19 protein-coding genes are annotated in these 19,401 nt (G+C 39.3%); 13 read left to right on the forward strand and 6 right to left on the reverse strand.

The genetic code is table 11. The features are described 5' to 3' along the window. The first annotated feature begins 1 nt into the window (after window position 1). A complete protein-coding gene (locus F938_RS23155) occupies window positions 2–1,741 on the forward strand; it encodes an acetyl/propionyl/methylcrotonyl-CoA carboxylase subunit alpha (protein ID WP_005035627.1) in 1,740 nt (579 codons plus the stop codon). Between the two features lie 129 nt (window positions 1,742–1,870). Beyond that, the gene (locus tag F938_RS23160; RefSeq protein ID WP_005035629.1) at window positions 1,871–2,908 is read left to right on the forward strand and encodes a hypothetical protein; all 1,038 of its coding nucleotides are present in this window, start codon (window positions 1,871–1,873) and stop codon (window positions 2,906–2,908) included. Between the two features lie 73 nt (window positions 2,909–2,981). Here the strand turns inward: F938_RS23160 and F938_RS23165 are convergent, their stop codons facing one another. Further along, entirely contained in the window at window positions 2,982–3,728 is a 747-nt protein-coding gene (locus F938_RS23165) for an SDR family oxidoreductase (protein WP_004826634.1), read from the reverse strand. Window positions 3,729–3,877: 149 nt separating this feature from the next. On the opposite strand from F938_RS23165, the gene F938_RS23170 reads away from it, so the two are divergent. The 6 genes from F938_RS23170 (at window position 3,878) to F938_RS23195 (ending at window position 9,778) form a co-directional block, all read left to right on the forward strand. Continuing rightward, complete coding sequence (locus F938_RS23170; RefSeq protein WP_004826637.1) at window positions 3,878–4,216, forward strand: winged helix-turn-helix transcriptional regulator; 339 nt, start codon at window positions 3,878–3,880, stop codon at window positions 4,214–4,216. 106 nt (window positions 4,217–4,322) lie between these two features. Beyond that, on the forward strand, window positions 4,323–4,772 hold the full coding sequence (locus tag F938_RS23175; protein WP_004826640.1) for an ammonium transporter: 450 nt from the start codon (window positions 4,323–4,325) through the stop codon (window positions 4,770–4,772). A gap of 26 nt (window positions 4,773–4,798) precedes the next feature. Beyond that, a complete protein-coding gene (topA, locus tag F938_RS23180) occupies window positions 4,799–7,441 on the forward strand; it encodes a type I DNA topoisomerase (RefSeq protein WP_005035632.1) in 2,643 nt (880 codons plus the stop codon). A gap of 79 nt (window positions 7,442–7,520) precedes the next feature. Next, window positions 7,521–8,315: an NYN domain-containing protein gene (locus tag F938_RS23185; RefSeq protein WP_005035635.1), complete on the forward strand. Its 795-nt coding sequence runs from the start codon at window positions 7,521–7,523 to the stop codon at window positions 8,313–8,315. A 5-nt stretch (window positions 8,316–8,320) separates the two neighbouring features. Further along, window positions 8,321–9,079, forward strand: a complete 759-nt coding sequence (locus F938_RS23190; protein WP_005035637.1) for a hypothetical protein — start codon at window positions 8,321–8,323, stop codon at window positions 9,077–9,079. A 135-nt stretch (window positions 9,080–9,214) separates the two neighbouring features. Next, on the forward strand, window positions 9,215–9,778 hold the full coding sequence (locus tag F938_RS23195) for an HdeD family acid-resistance protein (RefSeq protein ID WP_004826648.1): 564 nt from the start codon (window positions 9,215–9,217) through the stop codon (window positions 9,776–9,778). A gap of 136 nt (window positions 9,779–9,914) precedes the next feature. Here F938_RS23195 and F938_RS23200 read toward each other — a convergent pair whose 3' ends face one another. Beyond that, on the reverse strand, window positions 9,915–10,367 hold the full coding sequence (locus F938_RS23200; protein ID WP_005035639.1) for a carboxymuconolactone decarboxylase family protein: 453 nt from the start codon (window positions 10,365–10,367) through the stop codon (window positions 9,915–9,917). A 100-nt stretch (window positions 10,368–10,467) separates the two neighbouring features. On the opposite strand from F938_RS23200, the gene F938_RS23205 reads away from it, so the two are divergent. The 5 genes from F938_RS23205 (at window position 10,468) to F938_RS23225 (ending at window position 15,318) form a co-directional block, all read left to right on the forward strand. Then, complete coding sequence (locus tag F938_RS23205) at window positions 10,468–11,604, forward strand: glycerate kinase family protein (protein ID WP_005035642.1); 1,137 nt, start codon at window positions 10,468–10,470, stop codon at window positions 11,602–11,604. A gap of 180 nt (window positions 11,605–11,784) precedes the next feature. Beyond that, the gene (locus tag F938_RS23210) at window positions 11,785–13,776 is read left to right on the forward strand and encodes an ATP-dependent helicase (protein ID WP_005035644.1); all 1,992 of its coding nucleotides are present in this window, start codon (window positions 11,785–11,787) and stop codon (window positions 13,774–13,776) included. Window positions 13,777–13,861: 85 nt separating this feature from the next. After that, window positions 13,862–14,113 carry an RNA recognition motif domain-containing protein gene (locus tag F938_RS23215; RefSeq protein ID WP_005035646.1) on the forward strand — a complete coding sequence of 84 codons (252 nt, stop codon included), beginning with the start codon at window positions 13,862–13,864 and terminating at the stop codon, window positions 14,111–14,113. Window positions 14,114–14,427: 314 nt separating this feature from the next. After that, the gene (locus F938_RS23220) at window positions 14,428–14,931 is read left to right on the forward strand and encodes a DUF6586 family protein (RefSeq protein WP_004826657.1); all 504 of its coding nucleotides are present in this window, start codon (window positions 14,428–14,430) and stop codon (window positions 14,929–14,931) included. A 108-nt stretch (window positions 14,932–15,039) separates the two neighbouring features. After that, window positions 15,040–15,318, forward strand: coding sequence for a hypothetical protein (locus tag F938_RS23225; protein ID WP_005035649.1), 279 nt, complete (start codon window positions 15,040–15,042; stop codon window positions 15,316–15,318). 99 nt (window positions 15,319–15,417) lie between these two features. Here the strand turns inward: F938_RS23225 and F938_RS23230 are convergent, their stop codons facing one another. The 4 genes from F938_RS23230 to F938_RS23245 all read right to left on the reverse strand — a co-directional run bounded on the left by F938_RS23230 (window position 15,418) and on the right by F938_RS23245 (window position 19,337). Beyond that, the gene (locus F938_RS23230) at window positions 15,418–17,136 is read right to left on the reverse strand and encodes a cation:proton antiporter (RefSeq protein WP_005035651.1); all 1,719 of its coding nucleotides are present in this window, start codon (window positions 17,134–17,136) and stop codon (window positions 15,418–15,420) included. Between the two features lie 182 nt (window positions 17,137–17,318). Further along, window positions 17,319–17,474 (reverse strand): 50S ribosomal protein L33, encoded by a 156-nt coding sequence (gene rpmG / locus F938_RS23235; protein ID WP_003654787.1) that lies wholly within the window; start codon window positions 17,472–17,474, stop codon window positions 17,319–17,321. A 12-nt stretch (window positions 17,475–17,486) separates the two neighbouring features. Continuing rightward, complete coding sequence (rpmB, locus tag F938_RS23240; protein ID WP_000048256.1) at window positions 17,487–17,723, reverse strand: 50S ribosomal protein L28; 237 nt, start codon at window positions 17,721–17,723, stop codon at window positions 17,487–17,489. Window positions 17,724–17,888: 165 nt separating this feature from the next. After that, window positions 17,889–19,337, reverse strand: coding sequence for a coniferyl aldehyde dehydrogenase (locus tag F938_RS23245; RefSeq protein ID WP_009586118.1), 1,449 nt, complete (start codon window positions 19,335–19,337; stop codon window positions 17,889–17,891). Window positions 19,338–19,401: the final 64 nt, after the last annotated feature.

The following is a 19,401-nucleotide window of genomic DNA, read 5'->3' on the forward strand; positions in this document are numbered from 1 at the left end:
AATGAACAAGCAAAATTATGCCAATGAAAAACTATTAATCGCCAACCGTGGCGAAATTGCTGTACGTATTATTCAAGCGTGTCGTGATATGGGTATCACATCTATTGCCATGTATGCAGATGATGACATCGGCAGCTTACATGTCGAGCTTGCAGATGAGGCATGGGGTTTAGCGGGAGCAACCGCTAAAGAAACCTATTTAAATATCGATGCCATCATTGATGTTGCTAAGAAATCTAAAGCTACGATGGTGCATCCTGGTTATGGTTTTTTATCAGAACGTGCAGAGTTCGCTCAAGCAGTAATTGATGCTGGTTTAAAATGGGTAGGTCCATCTCCAACTGCGATTCAAAAATTAGGAGATAAAATTGAAGCACGTAAAATCGCAGCTTCAGTCGGCGCACCTCTGGTTCAAGGTACACAAGATCCTTTGAATAATGCAGAAGAAGCATTAGCCTTTGCCAAACAGCATGGTTTGCCTATTGCAATTAAAGCTGCTTTCGGTGGCGGTGGTCGTGGTCTAAAAGTGGTTTGGAAACTTGAAGAAGTGAAAGAGCTCTATGAGTCTGCGGTTCGAGAAGCCAAGGCTGCATTTGGTCGTGGAGAGTGTTTTGTTGAGCAATATTTAGATAATCCTCGTCATGTAGAAGCACAGGTGATCGCTGATCAGCATGGACATGTGGTGGTGTTGGGGACACGAGATTGTTCTCTACAACGCCGTAATCAAAAATTGGTCGAAGAATCTCCTGCGCCATTTATCAGTGATGAGATTTATCAAGAAATCCTTAGTTCTGCAAAAAATATTTGTCAGGCAGCACAATATGTCGGAGCTGGAACAGTTGAATATTTGTTGAGCCAAAATGGTACATTGTCTTTTCTTGAAGTAAATACGCGTTTGCAAGTCGAACATCCTGTGACTGAAGAAACAGCACAGGTAGACTTGGTGGTTGAACAAATCCGAGTTGCATTAGGTGAAGAACTGTCTATTCAAGATACACCAAAGGCACTTGGGCATGCTATTGAGTTCCGGATTAATGCGGAAGACCCAAGTCGTGGCTTTATTCCTGCATTTGGCACATTGAGTCTATTTGAAGCACCTTTTGGTCATGGTGTACGTGTTGATACAGGGGTGCGTACAGGCTCGTTAGTTTCAAGCCACTTTGATTCTTTGATGGCGAAGCTCATTGTGACAGGCTCAACCCGTGAGATCGCAATTGCACGTGCAAAACGTGCATTAAAGCAATTTAAAATCGAAGGTGTTGCATCAGTACTAGATTTTCATCGTGCTGTATTGAATGAACCTGATTTTACTGAAGAATTTAAAGTCCATACTCGGTGGATTGAAAATGACTTTAAGCAGGTATTAAAACCGACGCAGCGAAGTATTCCTCAACATCAGCAAGCGATGACATTGAGCTATATCGAAATTGATGGGAAATTACACCGTTTGGGACTGCCTGCGGGGCTGTTTGCCCAAAATATTATGCCAACGAGTCAACATGTAGATCAAAAAACATCCTTTGAGACTCTACCTGAGCATTTGCTTGCACCCATTAATGGCGCAATCGTGGCATGGAAAGTTCAAACAGGCGAGCACGTCACTGAAGGGCAAGTGGTGGCGATTATGGAAGCCATGAAAATGGAAGTTCAAGTGCTCGCACACCAAAGTGGTCAAATACAAATATCGGCAAACGTGGGGATAACTTGTCAGGCTGATCATGTGATTGCCAGTATTCAATAGTCTTTAGGTATGTGCAATTTAACCTGAGCGTAAAAATTGGAAATTTATAGTTAAATTTCCAATTTTATTTGACCTTTTACTGAAAGCCCGCTGTAATGCACGCCACTGTTTAATTGCAAACTTTTGACCATGCCGGATACAGTTGTTCTTTTTGACCTTGAAAATAATATGCCTACAGCACCAATGCTGGGTAAAATGGTTGAGCATTACGCTACATTATATCTTTTTAATTGTACTGGGCATTTTCATTATTCACTGAATGATCTCACAGCGCTTTCCAGTTGGATCAACAGTGGTCAAGTGGTGATTTTAGACGTTCCTCAAGCGGCTCAAAAAGAATATGAGTATGCCGTGATTGCAGGGCAATTATTGGCACTCTTAACACCAGATACACAGATCGAAATTATTTCTGCCACATCCACTTGTACGGTGTTGTTGGATATTATCCGTAATGTACATCTCGATTGCCGTCTTGTTCAAATTGATCCGACTGGTCAATGCCCAAGTCAAAAACGACAGCTTCCAAGTCTTGAAACAATTCAAAATAAACCGTATTTACAAATGGTTAAAAAGTATTGTGATGCTTTAGCAAAGATGACAGGAAAGCCGAATACAATTGAAAAATTACGCAACTCTGTTGCCAATACATTGCAAATTGTGCCAGAAAAAGCACAGCATCTTGTAGGAATGCTGATTAATTTAAGAATTGTGAAATGCCTTGATGAACAAATTTCTTATCGGAAAAAGGTCTTAAAACAGTGGATCAGTCTCGATATAGAAAATTCAAATTCTCATGACCAAGCTGATCAACAGCTGGACAAACAATCGCATATTAAATTACATAAAATTGAGCAAATTTTAGAAAGCTTACATGCGCATCCGCAACAGGTCATCCAAGAAATAGATGATCAGGAATCTCTTGAAGCGGTACAACAGGTGCTGTTTAAAAACTTTGAGCAGATTGATCCTGTTCAAATTGAAGTGATTCATAAACTGAATGATTTAAAAACATCGAAACCCAAAGATATTTATGCATTGCGCGATCTATTGGAAAAAATGTTCCCTAAATCTGATGTTCGTTTATTGCTTAAAGAGTTGATTGAAAAAGGCTATATTTATTGGAATGGGCATGAAGTGGTCTACAGTCATGAAATGTATTTGAATTAATGCTGTTCAAGTAGATGAGAGAAACACTTCAAGATATCTCTGATCTACTTTCAGATTTTTTGATTTAAATGCTTTACAAGTTGGCAACACCACCATCTATCAATAGTTCTGTTCCAACAACAAAACGAGACTCATCAGAAGCAAGATAAATAAAGGCGTTGGCAATTTCTGTTGCTGTGGCAAGTCTTTGTAGTGGGACTAAATTTTCAATACTGGTTTTGAGCTGTTCAACTTCAGCAGGGCTGTCTGCGACTTTATTCAGTGCAGGTGTAAATGTCGGTCCAGGAGAAAGCAGATTAAAGCGTATTTTATGATTTAACAGTTCCCTTGAAAGTGTTTTGACCAAGGAGCGTAAGGCGATCTTTGAAGCAGCATACACACTGCTTTTTTCTAATGCGATATGAATGCTGGTTGAACCACATAAAATTACTGAACTGTTTGGATTAATCATGGGAAGAAGGCTTTGAATCAAAAAGAAAGGACCTTTTAGATTGGTATTTAACACCTCATCAAATTGTTCAACGCTCCATTGCCCAAAACGTTGATGGTTCACATTGCCTGCATTGATATAAATCACATCAAAGATAAAGGATAATTGCTGTAATTTTTTGAGAAAATCATGCTGTGAATTTAAGTCAGCATGGTCACATGTAAAACCGAAACTTTGCGATCCTAATTGCTGTTGAACTTGTGCAATTTGATTGATATTCCGTCCAGTAAAGACTACTCGTGCACCTTCTTCAATGGCTCGTTGTGCGGCAGCAAAGCCAATTCCACTGGTTGCACCTGTGATTAAAACAGTCTTGTCTTTTAATCTCATTTTTTCACTATAATGTCATTAAGAAACACGTATATTGTGAAAATTTATGCGCAGATGTAAGAACTTACCAAATGGTAACTAAGTCGCTGTTGGGTTTGAAATAGGCTGAAATCAGCTTTTATAAATTGTAGCTTTATGTAAGGTGAAAAATGACAACTGTGCAATATGAGCAAAACTGTTCAATTATGCGATTCGTTGCGATATTTTCAGGCAAATGGGTCTTGCCGATTGTTTATCATCTTATACAAGCTCAACATCCTGTGCGATTTAATCAATTACAAAAGGCTTTAGCACCGATTCCTCAAAAGGAACTTTCAAAACAGTTAAAGCTTTTAGAAGAATGCCAACTGATCTCCAAACAGATTTATCCAGAAGTACCTCCACGTGTAGAATATCAAATTACTGCATTGGGAAAATCTTTGGAAAGTTCGATTCGCTCATTGGGTGATTGGATGACGTTTTACGAAAAAAATAGAGATGAAAAATAAGACATTAAACTGACTTTAAAATTACAGATTCGTTGTAATTTTAATTTTAAACTTGCGTTTTATATTCAGCTTATGCAACTCTAATATAGGAATTTAAAGGTGAACTATGGAACACACTGGTCTTTGGGTTGCGCTCGTAATCGTTGTTTTTGTATTGGGCTCAATTTTTGGCTTACGCGTAAGCCCAAGAGAAAAGGCATTAGGTTTAATGCGTGAAAAAGCCCGAAAGATGGGTTTACATCCGCGTTTGGTGGCTGCGCCAGAATGGACTAAAATCCCAATGGCAACAGAATCTCGTGCAAGTATGGTGGCTTATTATAGTGTACTTATTCCTGATGCACGTTTAGCGCTGATGCGTGCATGTGTCGAAGATGAAAAGCTTCACGTGATTCAAGGTGATGCGAAATTTAAAGATTTTCCCATTGCATTAAAGGGGATTTATGCTATTGATATGCAGGCAAATTGTGTAGGGCTATATTGGGATGAAGAATCTGACCTAAGAGCAACACAACTTGATGATATGAAAGCATATTTACTCAAATTGGCTGAAATTTAACTTAATAATAGGAACAGTGGTTTATTATGGCGAACGCTCCTCGGTCCACATCCAAAAGCACTACAGCAAAATCTCCTGATGCTGGAAAAAAGCGTGCATTAGTGATTGTGGAGTCGCCTGCAAAAGCGAAAACGATTAATAAATATTTAGGCTCAAATTACATTGTAAAGTCATCCGTAGGTCATGTCCGTGATTTACCTACAGGCGGCTCAAGTAAAACAGCAGAAAAAAAGCCAGCAACACGCACCAAGTTGACGGAAGATCAGAAGGCTGAAAAGGCACAATCCGCACTCGTCAATCGTATGGGTGTTGATCCAGAACATGGTTGGAAAGCTAAGTATGAAGTCCTTCCCGGCAAAGAGAATGTTGTTGCCGAACTCAAAAAGCTTGCCAAAGATGCAGATGAAATCTATCTCGCAACGGATTTGGATAGAGAAGGGGAAGCAATTGCTTGGCATTTGAGAGAAGTCATTGGTGGGGATGATAGCCGTTACCATCGTGTGGTTTTCAATGAAATTACCAAAAATGCCATCCAAGAAGCATTTAAACAGCCGACACGTCTAGATTTAAACCGAGTCAATGCGCAACAAGCTCGTCGTTTTCTAGACCGAGTTGTTGGCTTTATGGTTTCACCATTGTTATGGGAAAAAATTGCACGTGGTTTATCTGCGGGTCGTGTGCAATCTGTAGCTGTGAAATTGGTGGTGGAACGTGAACGTGAAATTCGTGCCTTTATTCCTGAAGAATATTGGCAAGTTTTTGCAGACACTAAATCTCAAAAAGATGAGATTCGCCTAGAAGCAGTGAAGCAAGCTGGTAAGACATTAAAATTACAGAATAAAGCACAAACTGATGCTTTGTTGAAAATTTTAAAAGATGCTGAATATAAAGTTGCCACTCGTGAAGATAAACCGACTAAGGTTAATCCAAGTGCGCCATATATCACTTCAACGCTACAACAAGCGGCAAGTACACGTTTAGGTTTCTCAGTAAAGAAAACCATGATGCTTGCACAACGTTTATATGAAGCTGGTTTTATTACCTATATGCGTACTGACTCAACATTTTTAAGTGATGATGCAGTCAGTATGGTGCGGCAGCACATTGAAACAGAGTTTGGTTCGAAATATTTACCTGCAAAAGCCAATCGCTATGGCAACAAGGCAAATGCACAAGAAGCCCATGAAGCAATTCGTCCTTCAAACGTTGGATTAAAAGGCGACAGCTTGGCTGGCGTTGAGCGTGATGCACAACGTTTATATGATTTAATTTGGCGTCAATTTGTAGCTTGTCAAATGACACCTGCAGAGTATTTATCTTCAACAATTTTAGTGGATGCCAATGGCGTAGAGCTCAAAGCCAAAGGTCGTACTCTAGTTTTTGATGGTTTTACCAAAGTTCGTGGTCAAAACAAATCTGATGATGATGTTCTATTACCAGCAGTTAAAGTGGGTGAAATTTTAAAACTTGAGAAACTTGATCCTTCTCAACATTTCACTAAACCACCTGCACGTTTTACTGAAGCATCATTGGTCAAAGAATTGGAAAAACGTGGTATCGGTCGACCATCGACATATGCTGCGATTATTTCGACGATTCAAGATCGAGGCTATGTCAAGTTAGACAACCGCCGTCTTTTCGCTGAGAAGATGGGTGAAATTGTCACAGACCGTTTGGATGAGAACTTTAACAATCTAATGAATTACGCTTTTACAGCGGATTTAGAAGGTCAGTTGGATAAAGTTGCAGATGGTGAACGTAATTGGAAAGAGCTTCTTGATAGTTTCTATGGCGATTTTAAAAAGCGTTTAACCACAGCTCAAGGTGAGAATGGCATGCGCCGTAACTTACCTGTCGAAGTTGAGGATGTTCATTGTAAAGAATGCGAACGCCCAATGCAGATTCGTACAGGGACGACAGGTGTCTTTCTGGGGTGTTCAGGTTACAACTTACCTCCAAAAGAACGTTGTAAGGGCACGTTGAACCTAACGCCTGTCGAATCACTGGCAGCACTTTCCGATGATGATGGTGCTGAAACTGCCGATTTGATGTCGAAAAAACGCTGTCCAATTTGTGGTACTGCAATGGACAGCTATGTCATTGATGGTGGTCGAAAACTGCATATCTGTGGAAACAATCCAGACTGTGATGGTTATGAACTTGAAGAAGGTGAGTTCAAAATCAAGGGCTATGATGGTCCAACCATTCCTTGTGACAAGTGTGATGGTGAAATGCAGTTAAAAAATGGTCGGTTTGGTCCTTATTTTGCCTGTATGAGCTGTGATAATACCCGTAAAGTATTGAAGAATGGTCAACCTGCGCCACCACGTGTAGATCCAATCAAAATGGAACATTTACGTTCAACCAAACATGATGACTTCTTTGTTCTTCGTGATGGTGCTGCGGGTCTATTCTTGGCTGCAAGTAAGTTCCCGAAAGTACGTGAAACACGTGCACCTAAGGTTGCTGAATTGCGTTCTGTTGCAGATCAACTCGATCCAAAATATCAATTTATTTTGCAAGCACCTGATCAAGACCCAGATGGAAATCCGACATTGGTGAAATTCAGTCGTAAGAATCAAGCACAGTATATTGGTTCGGAAACACCTGAAGGTAAACAAACCAAGTGGTCCTTGGTTTACCAAGATGGAAAATGGGTTGAAGCCTAAGTTTTAATTACTCATAAAAATGCTCACAAAAGTGGGCATTTTTTATATCAATTATTATGGGAAGCGGTATGATAAATGAATGAATAAAAAACTAAAAATTGGGGATATTGTGGAAAATACTAAAAAATTTGCGGTTTTAATTGATGCTGATAATTCATCTGTGAACTCAATTTCGTCGGTATTGGAGGAAGTGGCAAAATATGGGATTGCCAGTGTAAAGCGTGTTTATGGGGATTGGAGCAGTGATTCTCTAAAAAAATGGAGAGAAGTCTTATTGCCGCATGCGATTACCCCTGTACAGCAATTTGCATATACCAGCGGTAAAGATGCTACAGATATGATTTTGATCATTGATGCGATGGATTTATTGTATGGTGGTGCATTGGATGGCTTTTGTATTGTGTCTAGTGATAGTGATTTTACCCCTTTGGCTTCAAGAATAAGGGAAAGTGGTTTAGTTGTTTATGGTTTTGGGCGTAAGAAAACACCTGAGCCATTTAAAAAAGCCTGTGATAAATTTATTTCGATTGAAAACTTGATTGCTGAAGAGAAAGAAGAAGAAAAACAAAGTACTGAAACTAAAAATAATGAAGATACCAAAAAACCTTCTCCAATCGATAAAGAAGAAACGAAAGCACCCATTGATAAAGCCACTTTAAATTTGATTTATAAGGCGGTAAAAGACAACTCAGATGACAACGGTTGGGCATATCTAGGTTCTATTGGTACCTATTTAAGTACAGTAAAGCCAGATTTTGATACTCGTGATTATGGTTATACGAAGTTATCAGGACTGATAAAAGCTGTGGAAGTCTTTGAAACTAAAATAGAGGGGAGTCAAATGTTTCTTAAAAAGCGTAAAAAACAGAGCTAAATTCAATGTGGAAAAAACTTCGAATTGCAATTTTATTGATCATTCTGCTTATTGTAGGAATGAATGCTTGGCGAGATATGAATCAAGATTGGACAAAACCGATTGTGGTTTTACTCCATCCGATCAATGCAGATGGACAAGTCTCCACGTCTCATTATATACAGCAAATTTCTGTCGATGATTTACAGGAGATGACGCATTATTTGGCGCAGCAATCTCAACTTTTCCGTGGTCAAGCGCTATCTTTTCATTTTCAACTTGGGCGTGAATTAAATACTCTGCCGCCAAAGTTTCCTGAATCTTCAAGTATATTCAATACGATAATATGGAGTCTAAAGTTCAGGTTCTATGCATGGAACCAACATCAAGGAGTAGATGGAACGCCATCTGTGACCTTGTATTTGAATTATTATGATCCAAAGTTACAGAAAGTTTTAAAGCACTCAACTGCCTTAGAACGTGGGCGTATTGGCTCAGTCAACTTATTTGCCTCACCAAAGCAAAGTGCAAGTAATCAAGTTGTCTTAGTACATGAGTTATTACATACCTTTGGTGCGCAAGATAAATATGATTTATCGACAGGACAGCCTCTTTATCCAACAGGTTATGCAAATCCTGAGCAACAACCACTTTACCCGCAACAGCGCGCAGAAATTATGGGCGGTTATATTCCACTTTCCCAAAGCAAAAGTAAAACCCCTGAACATTTGGAAGATACCATGATCAGTCGCTTAACTGCACAAGAGATGGGGTGGGTAAAATAGTATCTAGGGAATGCTGTTATTTTGTTGATTTCGTATAAAGGCAATATTTTATATGCTTTAGATGCAGATTTTATACAGACAAGATGCTGAATTAGATCAACAATCAAATCAATGAATAACAAACAAGAGAAGAATATGCGTACAGTCGGAAATGATTTAGTTCGTCACCAACTCCATGAAAACCGCAAATGGTATCTTTTACTTGGGGCATTGTTGGTCATCTTTGGATTGGTCTTATTGGCTTCATTGGGTATGGCAACACTTACAGTTGTCGTACTGTTTGGTGCGTTGATGATGATTGGTGGGGTTTTGCATCTTATCGCAGCATTTAAAATTTTTGATGGCGGGTTCCGCTGGCTTTGGGCATTGTTTGGTGTGCTGTATCTGATTGCTGGATATTATGCATTTAAGTCACCCGTGACTACCGCAGTGGTGCTTACCAATCTTCTGGCAATTGCTTTATTGATTGGTGGTTTTATTCGTATTTTTAATGCTTTTATGCTCAAGCCAATGTCTGGATGGGGATGGACATTATTTTCAGGTTTATTAACTTTGGCAACTGGGGCAATTATTTTGGCTTCACCAGATGCTCCTTTTTGGGTACTTGGATTATTCTTAGGCGTAGATATTTTATTTCAAGGAGTGAATTACCTGACTTTTGCCGCAGCAATTAAGCAGATTCCTCCTGCAAGTCACTAATTTAATCTTTGCTTCTAAAATAGATCAATAATAAAAAAACGCCTGATGTGTTACATCGGGCGTTTTTATTTTGCCGTTTCAATTGATGAAATTTGATCTTTTCAGGTACTTAATTTAAAAAATGAATGTTTACAACTTATTCAGGCGCAACACGATATTGACTAGAAATAGCAATGCGATTCCATGTGTTAATCACAATGCCAATCCATTCAATTGCAGTAATTTCAGCACTAGATAAATGTTGCGCTGCCTGCTCATAAGCTTGATCAGGAAAATGATGCTGGGCAAGCAATGTGATTTCTTCAATTAAAATTAACGCTGCACGTTCTTTTTGATTAAAGTATTCGCTTTCACGCCAAGCACTGATCAGGGCGATACGATCAGTCGTCTCACCTGCTTTAACTGCATCTTGGGTATGCATGCGCACACAAAAAGCACATTGGTTGATTTGAGAAGCGCGTAATTTCAATAAATGTGAAAAACCTATATCTAGCCCAGCTTGTTGAACTTTTTGCATAGATAAGTTTTCAAGTTCGATGACCGTTTTATAGAGTTCAGGGGCAGTTTTACCGAGATTTATACGTTGCATAATGATTATTTCTTGAGTGTTAATTTTTTCACTTCACAGTTTATTCGCTATAAAAAAATCGTTATGTTATTTTTTGAATATCACCAAAATAAATTTTCTCATGACTAAAGTTTTTGTTCTTGCTCCAGACTCATTTAAAGAAAGTATGACGGCTGAACAAGCCTGTTTTGCAATGCAACGTGGCATTGAAAAAGTCATTGCTAATGCGCAGTTTATTCATGTACCTATGGCTGACGGTGGTGAAGGAACCGTTGATGCTTTAGTCGCTGCTCGGGATGGTCGTAAAGTACATTTTGAAGTCACAGGTCCTTTGATCGATCAAAATGTTCAAAGCTATTTAGGTTTAATTGATGATGGCAAAACAGCCGTTATTGAAATGGCGATGGTGAATGGTATTCACTTGATCGAAAAATCCCAACGTAATCCTTTAGTGACAACAACGATGGGTACAGGTGAAATGATCAAAGCAGCATTAGGGTTGGGGGTGTCTAAAATCATTATCGGTTTAGGGGGCAGTGTCACCAACGATGCAGGTGCAGGAATGGCACAAGCATTGGGAGCAAAATTTTTAGATAAAAATATGCACATTGTGAATGTTGGTGGTGGGCAACTGGGACAAATTGAAAGCATTGATATTTCGCAATTGGATCAGCGTTTAAAGCAGACAGAGATTGTCATTGCCAGTGATGTGACGAATCCTTTATATGGAGCCTCTGGTGCTTCATATGTGTTCGCCCCACAAAAAGGAGCAACACCAGAGATGGTTGAAAAACTTGATCAAAATTTAAAATATTTTGCGGAGTTGGTAAAACATCAATTAAATGTCGATGTTGCCGATGTACAGGGGGCGGGTGCAGCAGGTGGTTTAGGTTTTGGTCTGATGGTATTTACAGGTGCGAAAATACGTTCAGGCGTTGAGCTTGTGATTGAAGAAACTCAACTTGCTGAAAAAGTTGCGAAAGCTGATTATGTTTTGACTGGAGAAGGTGGTATGGATTTTCAGACCAAGTTCGGTAAAACCCCTTTTGGAGTGGCGCAAGTTGCTAAGAAGTTGAATAAACCAGTGATTGCTTTTGCTGGGTACGTGGGGCAAGGAATTGAGGAGTTATACACTGAAGGTTTTACTGCAATTTTCGGAATTGTTGATGGTGCTTGTGACTTACAAACAGCGTTGAAGCAAGGTGAGCAAAATTTAGAACGCTGTTGTGAAAATGTGGCTCGCTTAATCAATCTATAGTGTTTCTAGATCGAGTAAATTTTGATTGTTTTTTATAGAGGTTGAATCTTTTATCTTCAATATTTCTCGATCTTCGATCCAGGGTAAAGCGTCAATTCACGACTTGATCATGAGCTTAAACTACATAATTTCATGATAGCTCTGCTAAACTAACGACCATCCATAAAGTGATGAGTGAAAATGAGTTTAGCCAACCTGATTGATGAATTAAACCCTCAACAAAAACAAGCTGCTACGACTAAAAACAAGCATAGTCTAGTGCTTGCAGGGGCAGGTTGTGGCAAAACAAAAACCATTGTCGCTCGTGCTGCATATCTCATAGATCAAGGTATTCCTGCGAATCAAATTCAGATTTTGACCTTTACTCGTCGTTCTGCCAGTGAAATTGTAGCAAGAGTAGAGTTGGCATTGGGTGATCAGGCGAGAGGATTACGCGCTTCGACATTCCACACCTTTTGCATGTATCTACTGCGCCGTGCACCGAAAGCATTTGGTCTGGATCAGTTTTCAATCATTGATCGTGATGATCAATTGATGTTATTTCGTTTGATTCGGGGCAAGGATGATAAAAACAACCCGAATGCGTTACCCAAGCCACAACAACTTTGTGATTTATATTCTTTTGCTCGCAATACCCGTCAAAAACTCAGCTTAGCTTTAGAAAAACAGTTGCCTGAGTTTTTAGAATATAAAGATCAAATTGCTGAAATTATGAAAGAGTACGAAAGCCGTAAACGCACTCGTAGCTTTCTCGATTACGATGATATTCTGGCTGTTGTTGCATCGGCTTTGGCGCAATCTGAGGGATTGGTTGAATATGTGGCAAGCCTATGTCAATACATGCTGGTTGATGAAATGCAGGATACCAATCCTTTGCAATGGGCGATTTTAGAACCGTTGAAAGAAAAAACCTCATTGTTTTGTGTCGGTGATGATGCACAATCTATTTATGGATTTCGTGGTGCAGATTTTGAAAACATTCATCATTTCAAAGATCGAGTACCAAACGCAGAGATTTTCAAATTAGAAAAAAATTATCGGTCTACGCAAGAGATTTTAGACCTCTCCAATTGGCTATTGGAGCAAAGCCCGATTCATTATGATAAAAAACTAGAAGCTTACCGCGGCGATGGTCTTAAACCACGTATGCATGTTTTCCCAAACGAGTTTGATGAAGCAAAGTGGATTGCAATCGACATTAAAGAACGTCATTTGTTGGAAGGCTCGGCATGGAATGATCATATGGTCTTGGTGCGTTCAGCTTTTGCTGCCAGACATATCGAAGCTGCATTTATTCAAGCCAATGTTCCATACCGGTTTATTGGTGGGATGAAATTACTTGAAACGGCACATGTCAAAGACTTGTTGAGTTTATTGCGTGTGATTGCCAATCCGTTTGATGATATTGCTTGGATGCGTTTCTTAACCCTTTGGAATGGTGTTGGTGATGTCGGTGCAAGTAAGCTTGCTCAACAGCTGTTACTTGATCCTGATATTGAAAAAATTACGGAGAAACTTGAGAAATTTGGGCGTATTCCAGATCATACCTTGTTGATCATGAAGCAAATGAGTGTGTTGAAAACTGAAGTTGAAGCTTGTGTTCGGCTTGGTGTTGAAGCAATTCTGAATCAGTTAGAAGAAAATTATGCTAAAAAGGACTGGCATAAACGCGTGGGTGATTTTGATCTGGTTAAACAGCTTGCCTCAAAACATAGCCAATTAAGTGAGTTTTTAGAAGAGTATGTGCTTGACCCTGTTTCAATTAGTGAGATCGAACGTCAGTCGCAAGATGATGTGGTAACACTGATTACGATTCATTCTGCAAAGGGCACTGAACAAAAAGTGTGTTATGTTGCCAATGTATCCGCAGGACAATATCCACATGCACGGGCGCAAGGTAATTTTGATGAGGTTGAGGAAGAACGTCGAGTTCTTTATGTGGCGTTAACACGTGCGCAGAATGAGCTGATTTTGACTAAGCAGAATTTAAACTTTTGGGCACATCGTCAGACAGATGAACAAGGCAGAGAAATTGAAAGTTATTTCTTCAATGATTTAACTCGAAATTTATGTACAACAGAAACCCATTACAGACAACGAGAACAAACGGTTAAAAGTGCTTTAATCGAGCGACAAGCGATTAATTTAGATTTTGGCATTGATCTGGATTAAACTATAGCAATCGTTTTTCATTCAAAAAGTAGGTAGGCGAGTGCTTTTTGATGTTTTTTGCCTCGTTTATATTTAAGGTTGTAAGATGAAAATTTTAGTTCGTAGTTTAGAACGCACTGTAACAGAAGCTGAATTATTAGAGTTGTTCCAACAATTTGGCACAGTGAATTCTTGTACATTGGTGCTGGATGCGACCACGGGAAAATCAAAAGGTTTTGCTTTTGTTGAAATGCCACATGGCAGAGAAGCTGTAAAAGCGATCAAAGGTTTGAATACTTTGCGTTTACATGGTCATGGGATTCGTGTCAAAGCTGCTGAAGAAAAACCAGAAGCTTAAATCAAAAGAGGGAGCAGGGAGTGCTCCTTTTTATTGCAAATACGATTTATAAAAAAATATAAGATAATGATTTAAATGTATTTTATTGCTAGATTTTTTCTATTCATTTTATTGACATTCGACATGGATAAAATTTATTGTGATTTTTGTGAAATAAAGATTAAGCTAAGTAAAGTATGTTGACACTTCACAGATACCTGCGACAGTGGACATTTTTTCATGCCTTGTTTATGTAGTTTTAACTGATAACACAATGCATGGTTGAAATATCAACAGGCACTATATAGTAAATGCCAAAATCTTAGGGAACATCCATGTCACGTGTAGCTCGCTTTCATGCAGACCGTACCAATCAAAAACTTTATTTTGCTCGTCTTTCATGTATGCAGGCAGAGCAGACAGAAAATGTTCAGCAAGCCCAAGCTCAACGTGAAGCAGCCGTATTTCATTTACATGGCGCAGTTCTGGCATTTTTACAGGAATTGGTTCGTTATTATCGCTTAAATGATTTGTCTCCTACGTTGAAGTCGATAGAAGAGAACATGGCAGCAAAAGGGCAAGTATCACCTGAAGTTTTGGTGATGCAAAAATTGGCAAAAGAAGGATTTATTGCTGAGCTTAAAAGAGCATATCGACTTTGCCAATATGCACCTGAACCGAGTGCGCCAGAACCTGAAGACGAGACATCTTCTAATTTAATTATTAAAGTGACACAAACACCACAAGCATGGTTGCCAGATACCAGAATTTTAAGAGAATGGCATCGTGATTTATCACAACTTATTGATGGTTTTCGTAATGAAATGGTTGAATTCTGATCTTTTTGATCAGATTCACTTGAAATTTTGTTTTAAATGACTATATAAAATATCTACAAGATGCAAAGTGCATTCAGTGCTTTGCCCCATGTTGAGCATGGAGGATTTATGTCTATCGAACAGTTAAAAGAGTTATTTGGGAATCAAGAAGCTATTTTGGAGTTAGTACAACTCGAAGGTGGTGAATTGGCATTGCGTAATGCAGGATCTGAAAAGGATCCATTGGTCACGATCCAATTTAATGAAGAAGTGAAAGCGTTATTGGGTGATCAAACACCAGCAATAGCTCAACAAATGATTCAAGCTGCATTATTCGCTTTACTTGAAAAGCAGGCGGATCAATGGCATGCGGAAGTTGTTGATGTGCAGCCGAAATATATGAGCTAGTACAGCTAAGGTTTGGTTTTCTAAAATAAATAAAAAACGCACTTTAAAGTGCGTTTTCTTTGTCACTTGTTTTAAATGAGCTGAAAGCTCAATTCAAATTCAATGCGTTGGTTCATGATGGTGTGCAATTTGAATTTGATTCAAAATATGATTGCTCATATTTTTCGCCATTTCCTCTTTTGCATAATAGACTTCACCAACATTGTCTTTACGAATAACTTCTGCCTCTTCTTTATTTTCAGCACAAACCAAAACTTGAATTTCTGGATTCAGTAATTTTGCTGTGTCGACAATTTTATGAATATCGACAATATCCATCGGTGAAATAACCAATAGTCTTGCATGTTGAATATGCGCTTGAATAAGGACACTGGGTTCAGTGGCACGACCTGAAACTGCAGCAATACCTTTTTCACGTAAGTTTTCTACGATTTCACGATTTTCTTCTGCGATCACGACTTTAATACCATCTTCCATAAGTGTTTTGGTAATACGACGACCGACTTCACCATGACCGACAATCACCACTTGGTCACGCAAGTAAGCTTGATCGACTTCATCAGGAAGCATTGCCAAAGGGTCACCACTACGTTCAAGCAAGCGTGCTAAATGTGAGCGTTCACGAATCCAGTTCTGTACAGGCTCAATGGCTGAGAACAGGAATGAGTTTAAGGTAATCGAGAATAATGCACCTGCCAAAATCAAGTTTTGTGCTTCAGGGCTGAGTAAGCCAAGTGAGAGACCGAGTGTGGCAAGGATAAATGAGAATTCCCCAATTTGTGCCAAACTTGCACCAACAGTCAATGCAGTATTGATCGGGTAGCGGAAGAATAAAACCAACGCCATTGCTGCGAGTGTTTTACCAATCATGATGATGGCAATCACGGCTAAAATATGTAAAGGTTGTTCAATAATAATGCGCGGATCAAATAACATTCCCACAGAAACGAAGAAGAGGATTGAGAAAATTTCTCTTAATGGTAAGGTTTCTTCTTCTGCACGATGACTAAAATCAGACTCTTTTACCACCATCCCCGCAAAGAATGCGCCTAATGCCATAGAGACACCAAAGATCGCGTAAGAGCCATAGGCAATTGAAACAGCTGCTGCAACCACTGTTAAGGTAAAAAGCTCTCTAGAACCCAAACGAGCGACATATTGCATGATCATTGGAACAAGGCGCTTACCAATAATGAGCATAAAGGCAATAAAGCCAGTGACTTTGAGTAGCGTGATGCCTAAGGTCATCCAAATGTTTTGATCTGACTCATGCCCTGCGATGGGGTGTCCTCCCAAAAGTACTGCGGTTGCAGGAAGCAGAACCAAAACCAGTACCATGACCAGATCTTCGACCAATAACCAGCCGACTGCAATTTTACCATTGATCGAATCGAGTAAACCTTTGTCACCTAAAGCTTTCAATAAAACCACGGTACTAGCACAAGATAAACTTAAACCAAAGACCAGTGCAGATCCAAAACTCCATCCCCAAAACATGGAAACAGCTATTCCCAATAACGTTGCAACTGCGATTTGTAAAATTGCACCAGGTAAAGCAATTCTTCGAACTTGCATTAAATCATTGAGGGAAAAATGCATGCCTACACCAAACATCAAAAACATCACGCCTAATTCAGCAAGCTGATTGGCAAGTGTGATGTCTGCGACTACACCGGGTGTATTAGGACTAATAATAATCCCTGCAATAAGATAACCAATCAAAGGAGGAAGGCGTAAACGTGCAGCGATATAGCCAAAAATGAGGGCTATACCAAAGCCAACTGCAAGCAAAATAATCAGATCTACGTCATGAGGCACTAAATACTCCTTAATTTTTAGGAGAAATCATTCAAAAAATCATTTCTAAAAGGGTATGGCTCTAGTTGAAACCATATAAAATGCACGAATAGTGCCAAATTTGATGAAGATTTTAACAAGTTGAAGAAAAAAAAGGCAAAAAAAACGACCCAAATGGATCGTATTTTTTAAGAAAACTAAAATTATTTAATTTTAGCTTCTTTGAAGATAACGTGTTGACGGATTTTTGGATCAAATTTTTTGATTTCCATTTTTTCCGGCATAGTACGTTTGTTCTTAGTAGTGGTATAGAAATAACCTGTACCAGCAGTAGAAACTAGGCGAATTTTATCACGCATGGTTCAGACTCCTTAGATCTTTTGACCTTGAGCACGTAGGTCAGCAACAACCTTTTCAATGCCCAATTTGTCGATAATACGCATACCTTTAGTAGTTAGACGAAGACGTACGAAACGTTTTTCGCTTTCTAACCAGAAACGGTGGTGATGCAGGTTCGGCTCGAACCGGCGTTTAGTTTTGTTGTTGGCGTGTGAGACGTTGTTACCAACGACTGGACGCTTGCCGGTAACTTGGCAAACCTTAGACATGGTGTAACTCCATTGATTTAGCCAACAGCAAATCTGTATGGCCAGTCAAAATAAAACGGATTGAATTCATTCAAGGGGCGTTTTATACCAAAATTCCGCTTAAAAGACAAGCGGAATTCGTCAAAACGCAATCTGATCTATTGTGATAGATCATGCCTTGATCAGTTAGCGTAAGAAAGTTTTCTCTAAAATTTTATTTAGGGGTTTATCGTAAGGCGCTAAGATGAATTTTAAGCTGAATAGCTTAGGAATAGACATCACTGAACGCTCATGTGATAAACCAAAGAAACCTTCTGGGCCATGATATTTGCCCATACCCGAAGCACCTACGCCACCAAATGGTAGATCGTCTTGTGCAACATGGGTTAGAACGGCATTTTGACCGAAATGCCCTGAGTGAGTACGTTGGGAAACATATTCAGCACGAGCATTGTCAAAGTCGAAATAGTATAAAGCAAGTGGACGAGGTCTGCCATTAATAAAGTCAATCACATCGTCGATTTGATCATATTCCATGATTGGAAGGACTGGACCAAAAATTTCATTCTTCATAATGTCCATAGTCGGTAAGACACCTGTTAAGAATGTTGGGGCAATTTTTCGTACAGCAGTTAAATCCTCATGATTGGGATTAATCTCAGTGAATTGAGCGCCTTGTTGACGCGCATCTTCTAAATACCCTTGGATACGATTGTACTGTTTGTCATTGATGATGCTGGTGTAATCCTGATTGTCTCGCAAGGTTGGGTACATTGCTGTAGCGATTTCTTTAAATGAATCAATGAACTCAGCAGTTTTACCTTTAGGCAGGAACATATAGTCAGGTGCAACACAGGTTTGACCTGCATTCCAAAGCTTACCAAATGCAATTCGTTCAGCCACCAATTTTAAGTCGCTAGACGGATGTACAATCACTGGTGATTTACCACCCAGTTCAAGAATAACAGGCACAAGATTCTCTGCCGCTGCACTCATCACTGTTTTACCCACATTGGTAGAACCAGTAAAAATGATTTTATCGAAGGCTAAATGCGAAAAAGCATCAGAAATTTGTCCACCACCATTCACGACTGCAACCAACTCTTGTGGGAATGCTTCTGATAACGCATTTTCAAGCACATAACCAAATTGAGAAGATGAACTGGAAATCTTTAACATGGCATGATTACCAGCAGCCAAGGCGCAAATCAGCGGTCCAACTGACAGTAACAATGGGTAATTCCAAGGTGCGATAATTCCAATTACACCTAGAGGTTGATATTGCACCCACGCTTTGCCTGGTTGGTGTAACATAGAGACATGGCGCTTAGATGGTTTCATCCATGCTGTTAAATGCTTGCTATAATATTTAATTTGCTCTAAACAGGTAAGTAGTTCACCGATTTTAGTTTCGCTGATTGAACGATTGCCGTAGTCTTGATTGATTGCATCTGCAAATTGATCTTGATATTTTACCAAAACTTTTTTCAAGCGAGCTAAACGTTCAATACGCTCTTTGGCTGTAGGAACAGGATAACGCTGATAAGCAGCTTTCTGTTGTTCAAGCAGATCGTGCATATGTTGAACTTCAGGTGAATAGGAAGTCATTGAATTTGTTTTTGTATGACTGTTCATGACAAACACCATTTACGAATAGGTTAATATAATATATTTTTTAGAGTAAATACTCTAAATAGTC

It is taken from the genome of Acinetobacter bereziniae LMG 1003 = CIP 70.12, from assembly GCF_000368925.1.
In the GTDB taxonomy this organism is placed as follows: Bacteria; Pseudomonadota; Gammaproteobacteria; order Pseudomonadales; family Moraxellaceae; genus Acinetobacter; species Acinetobacter bereziniae.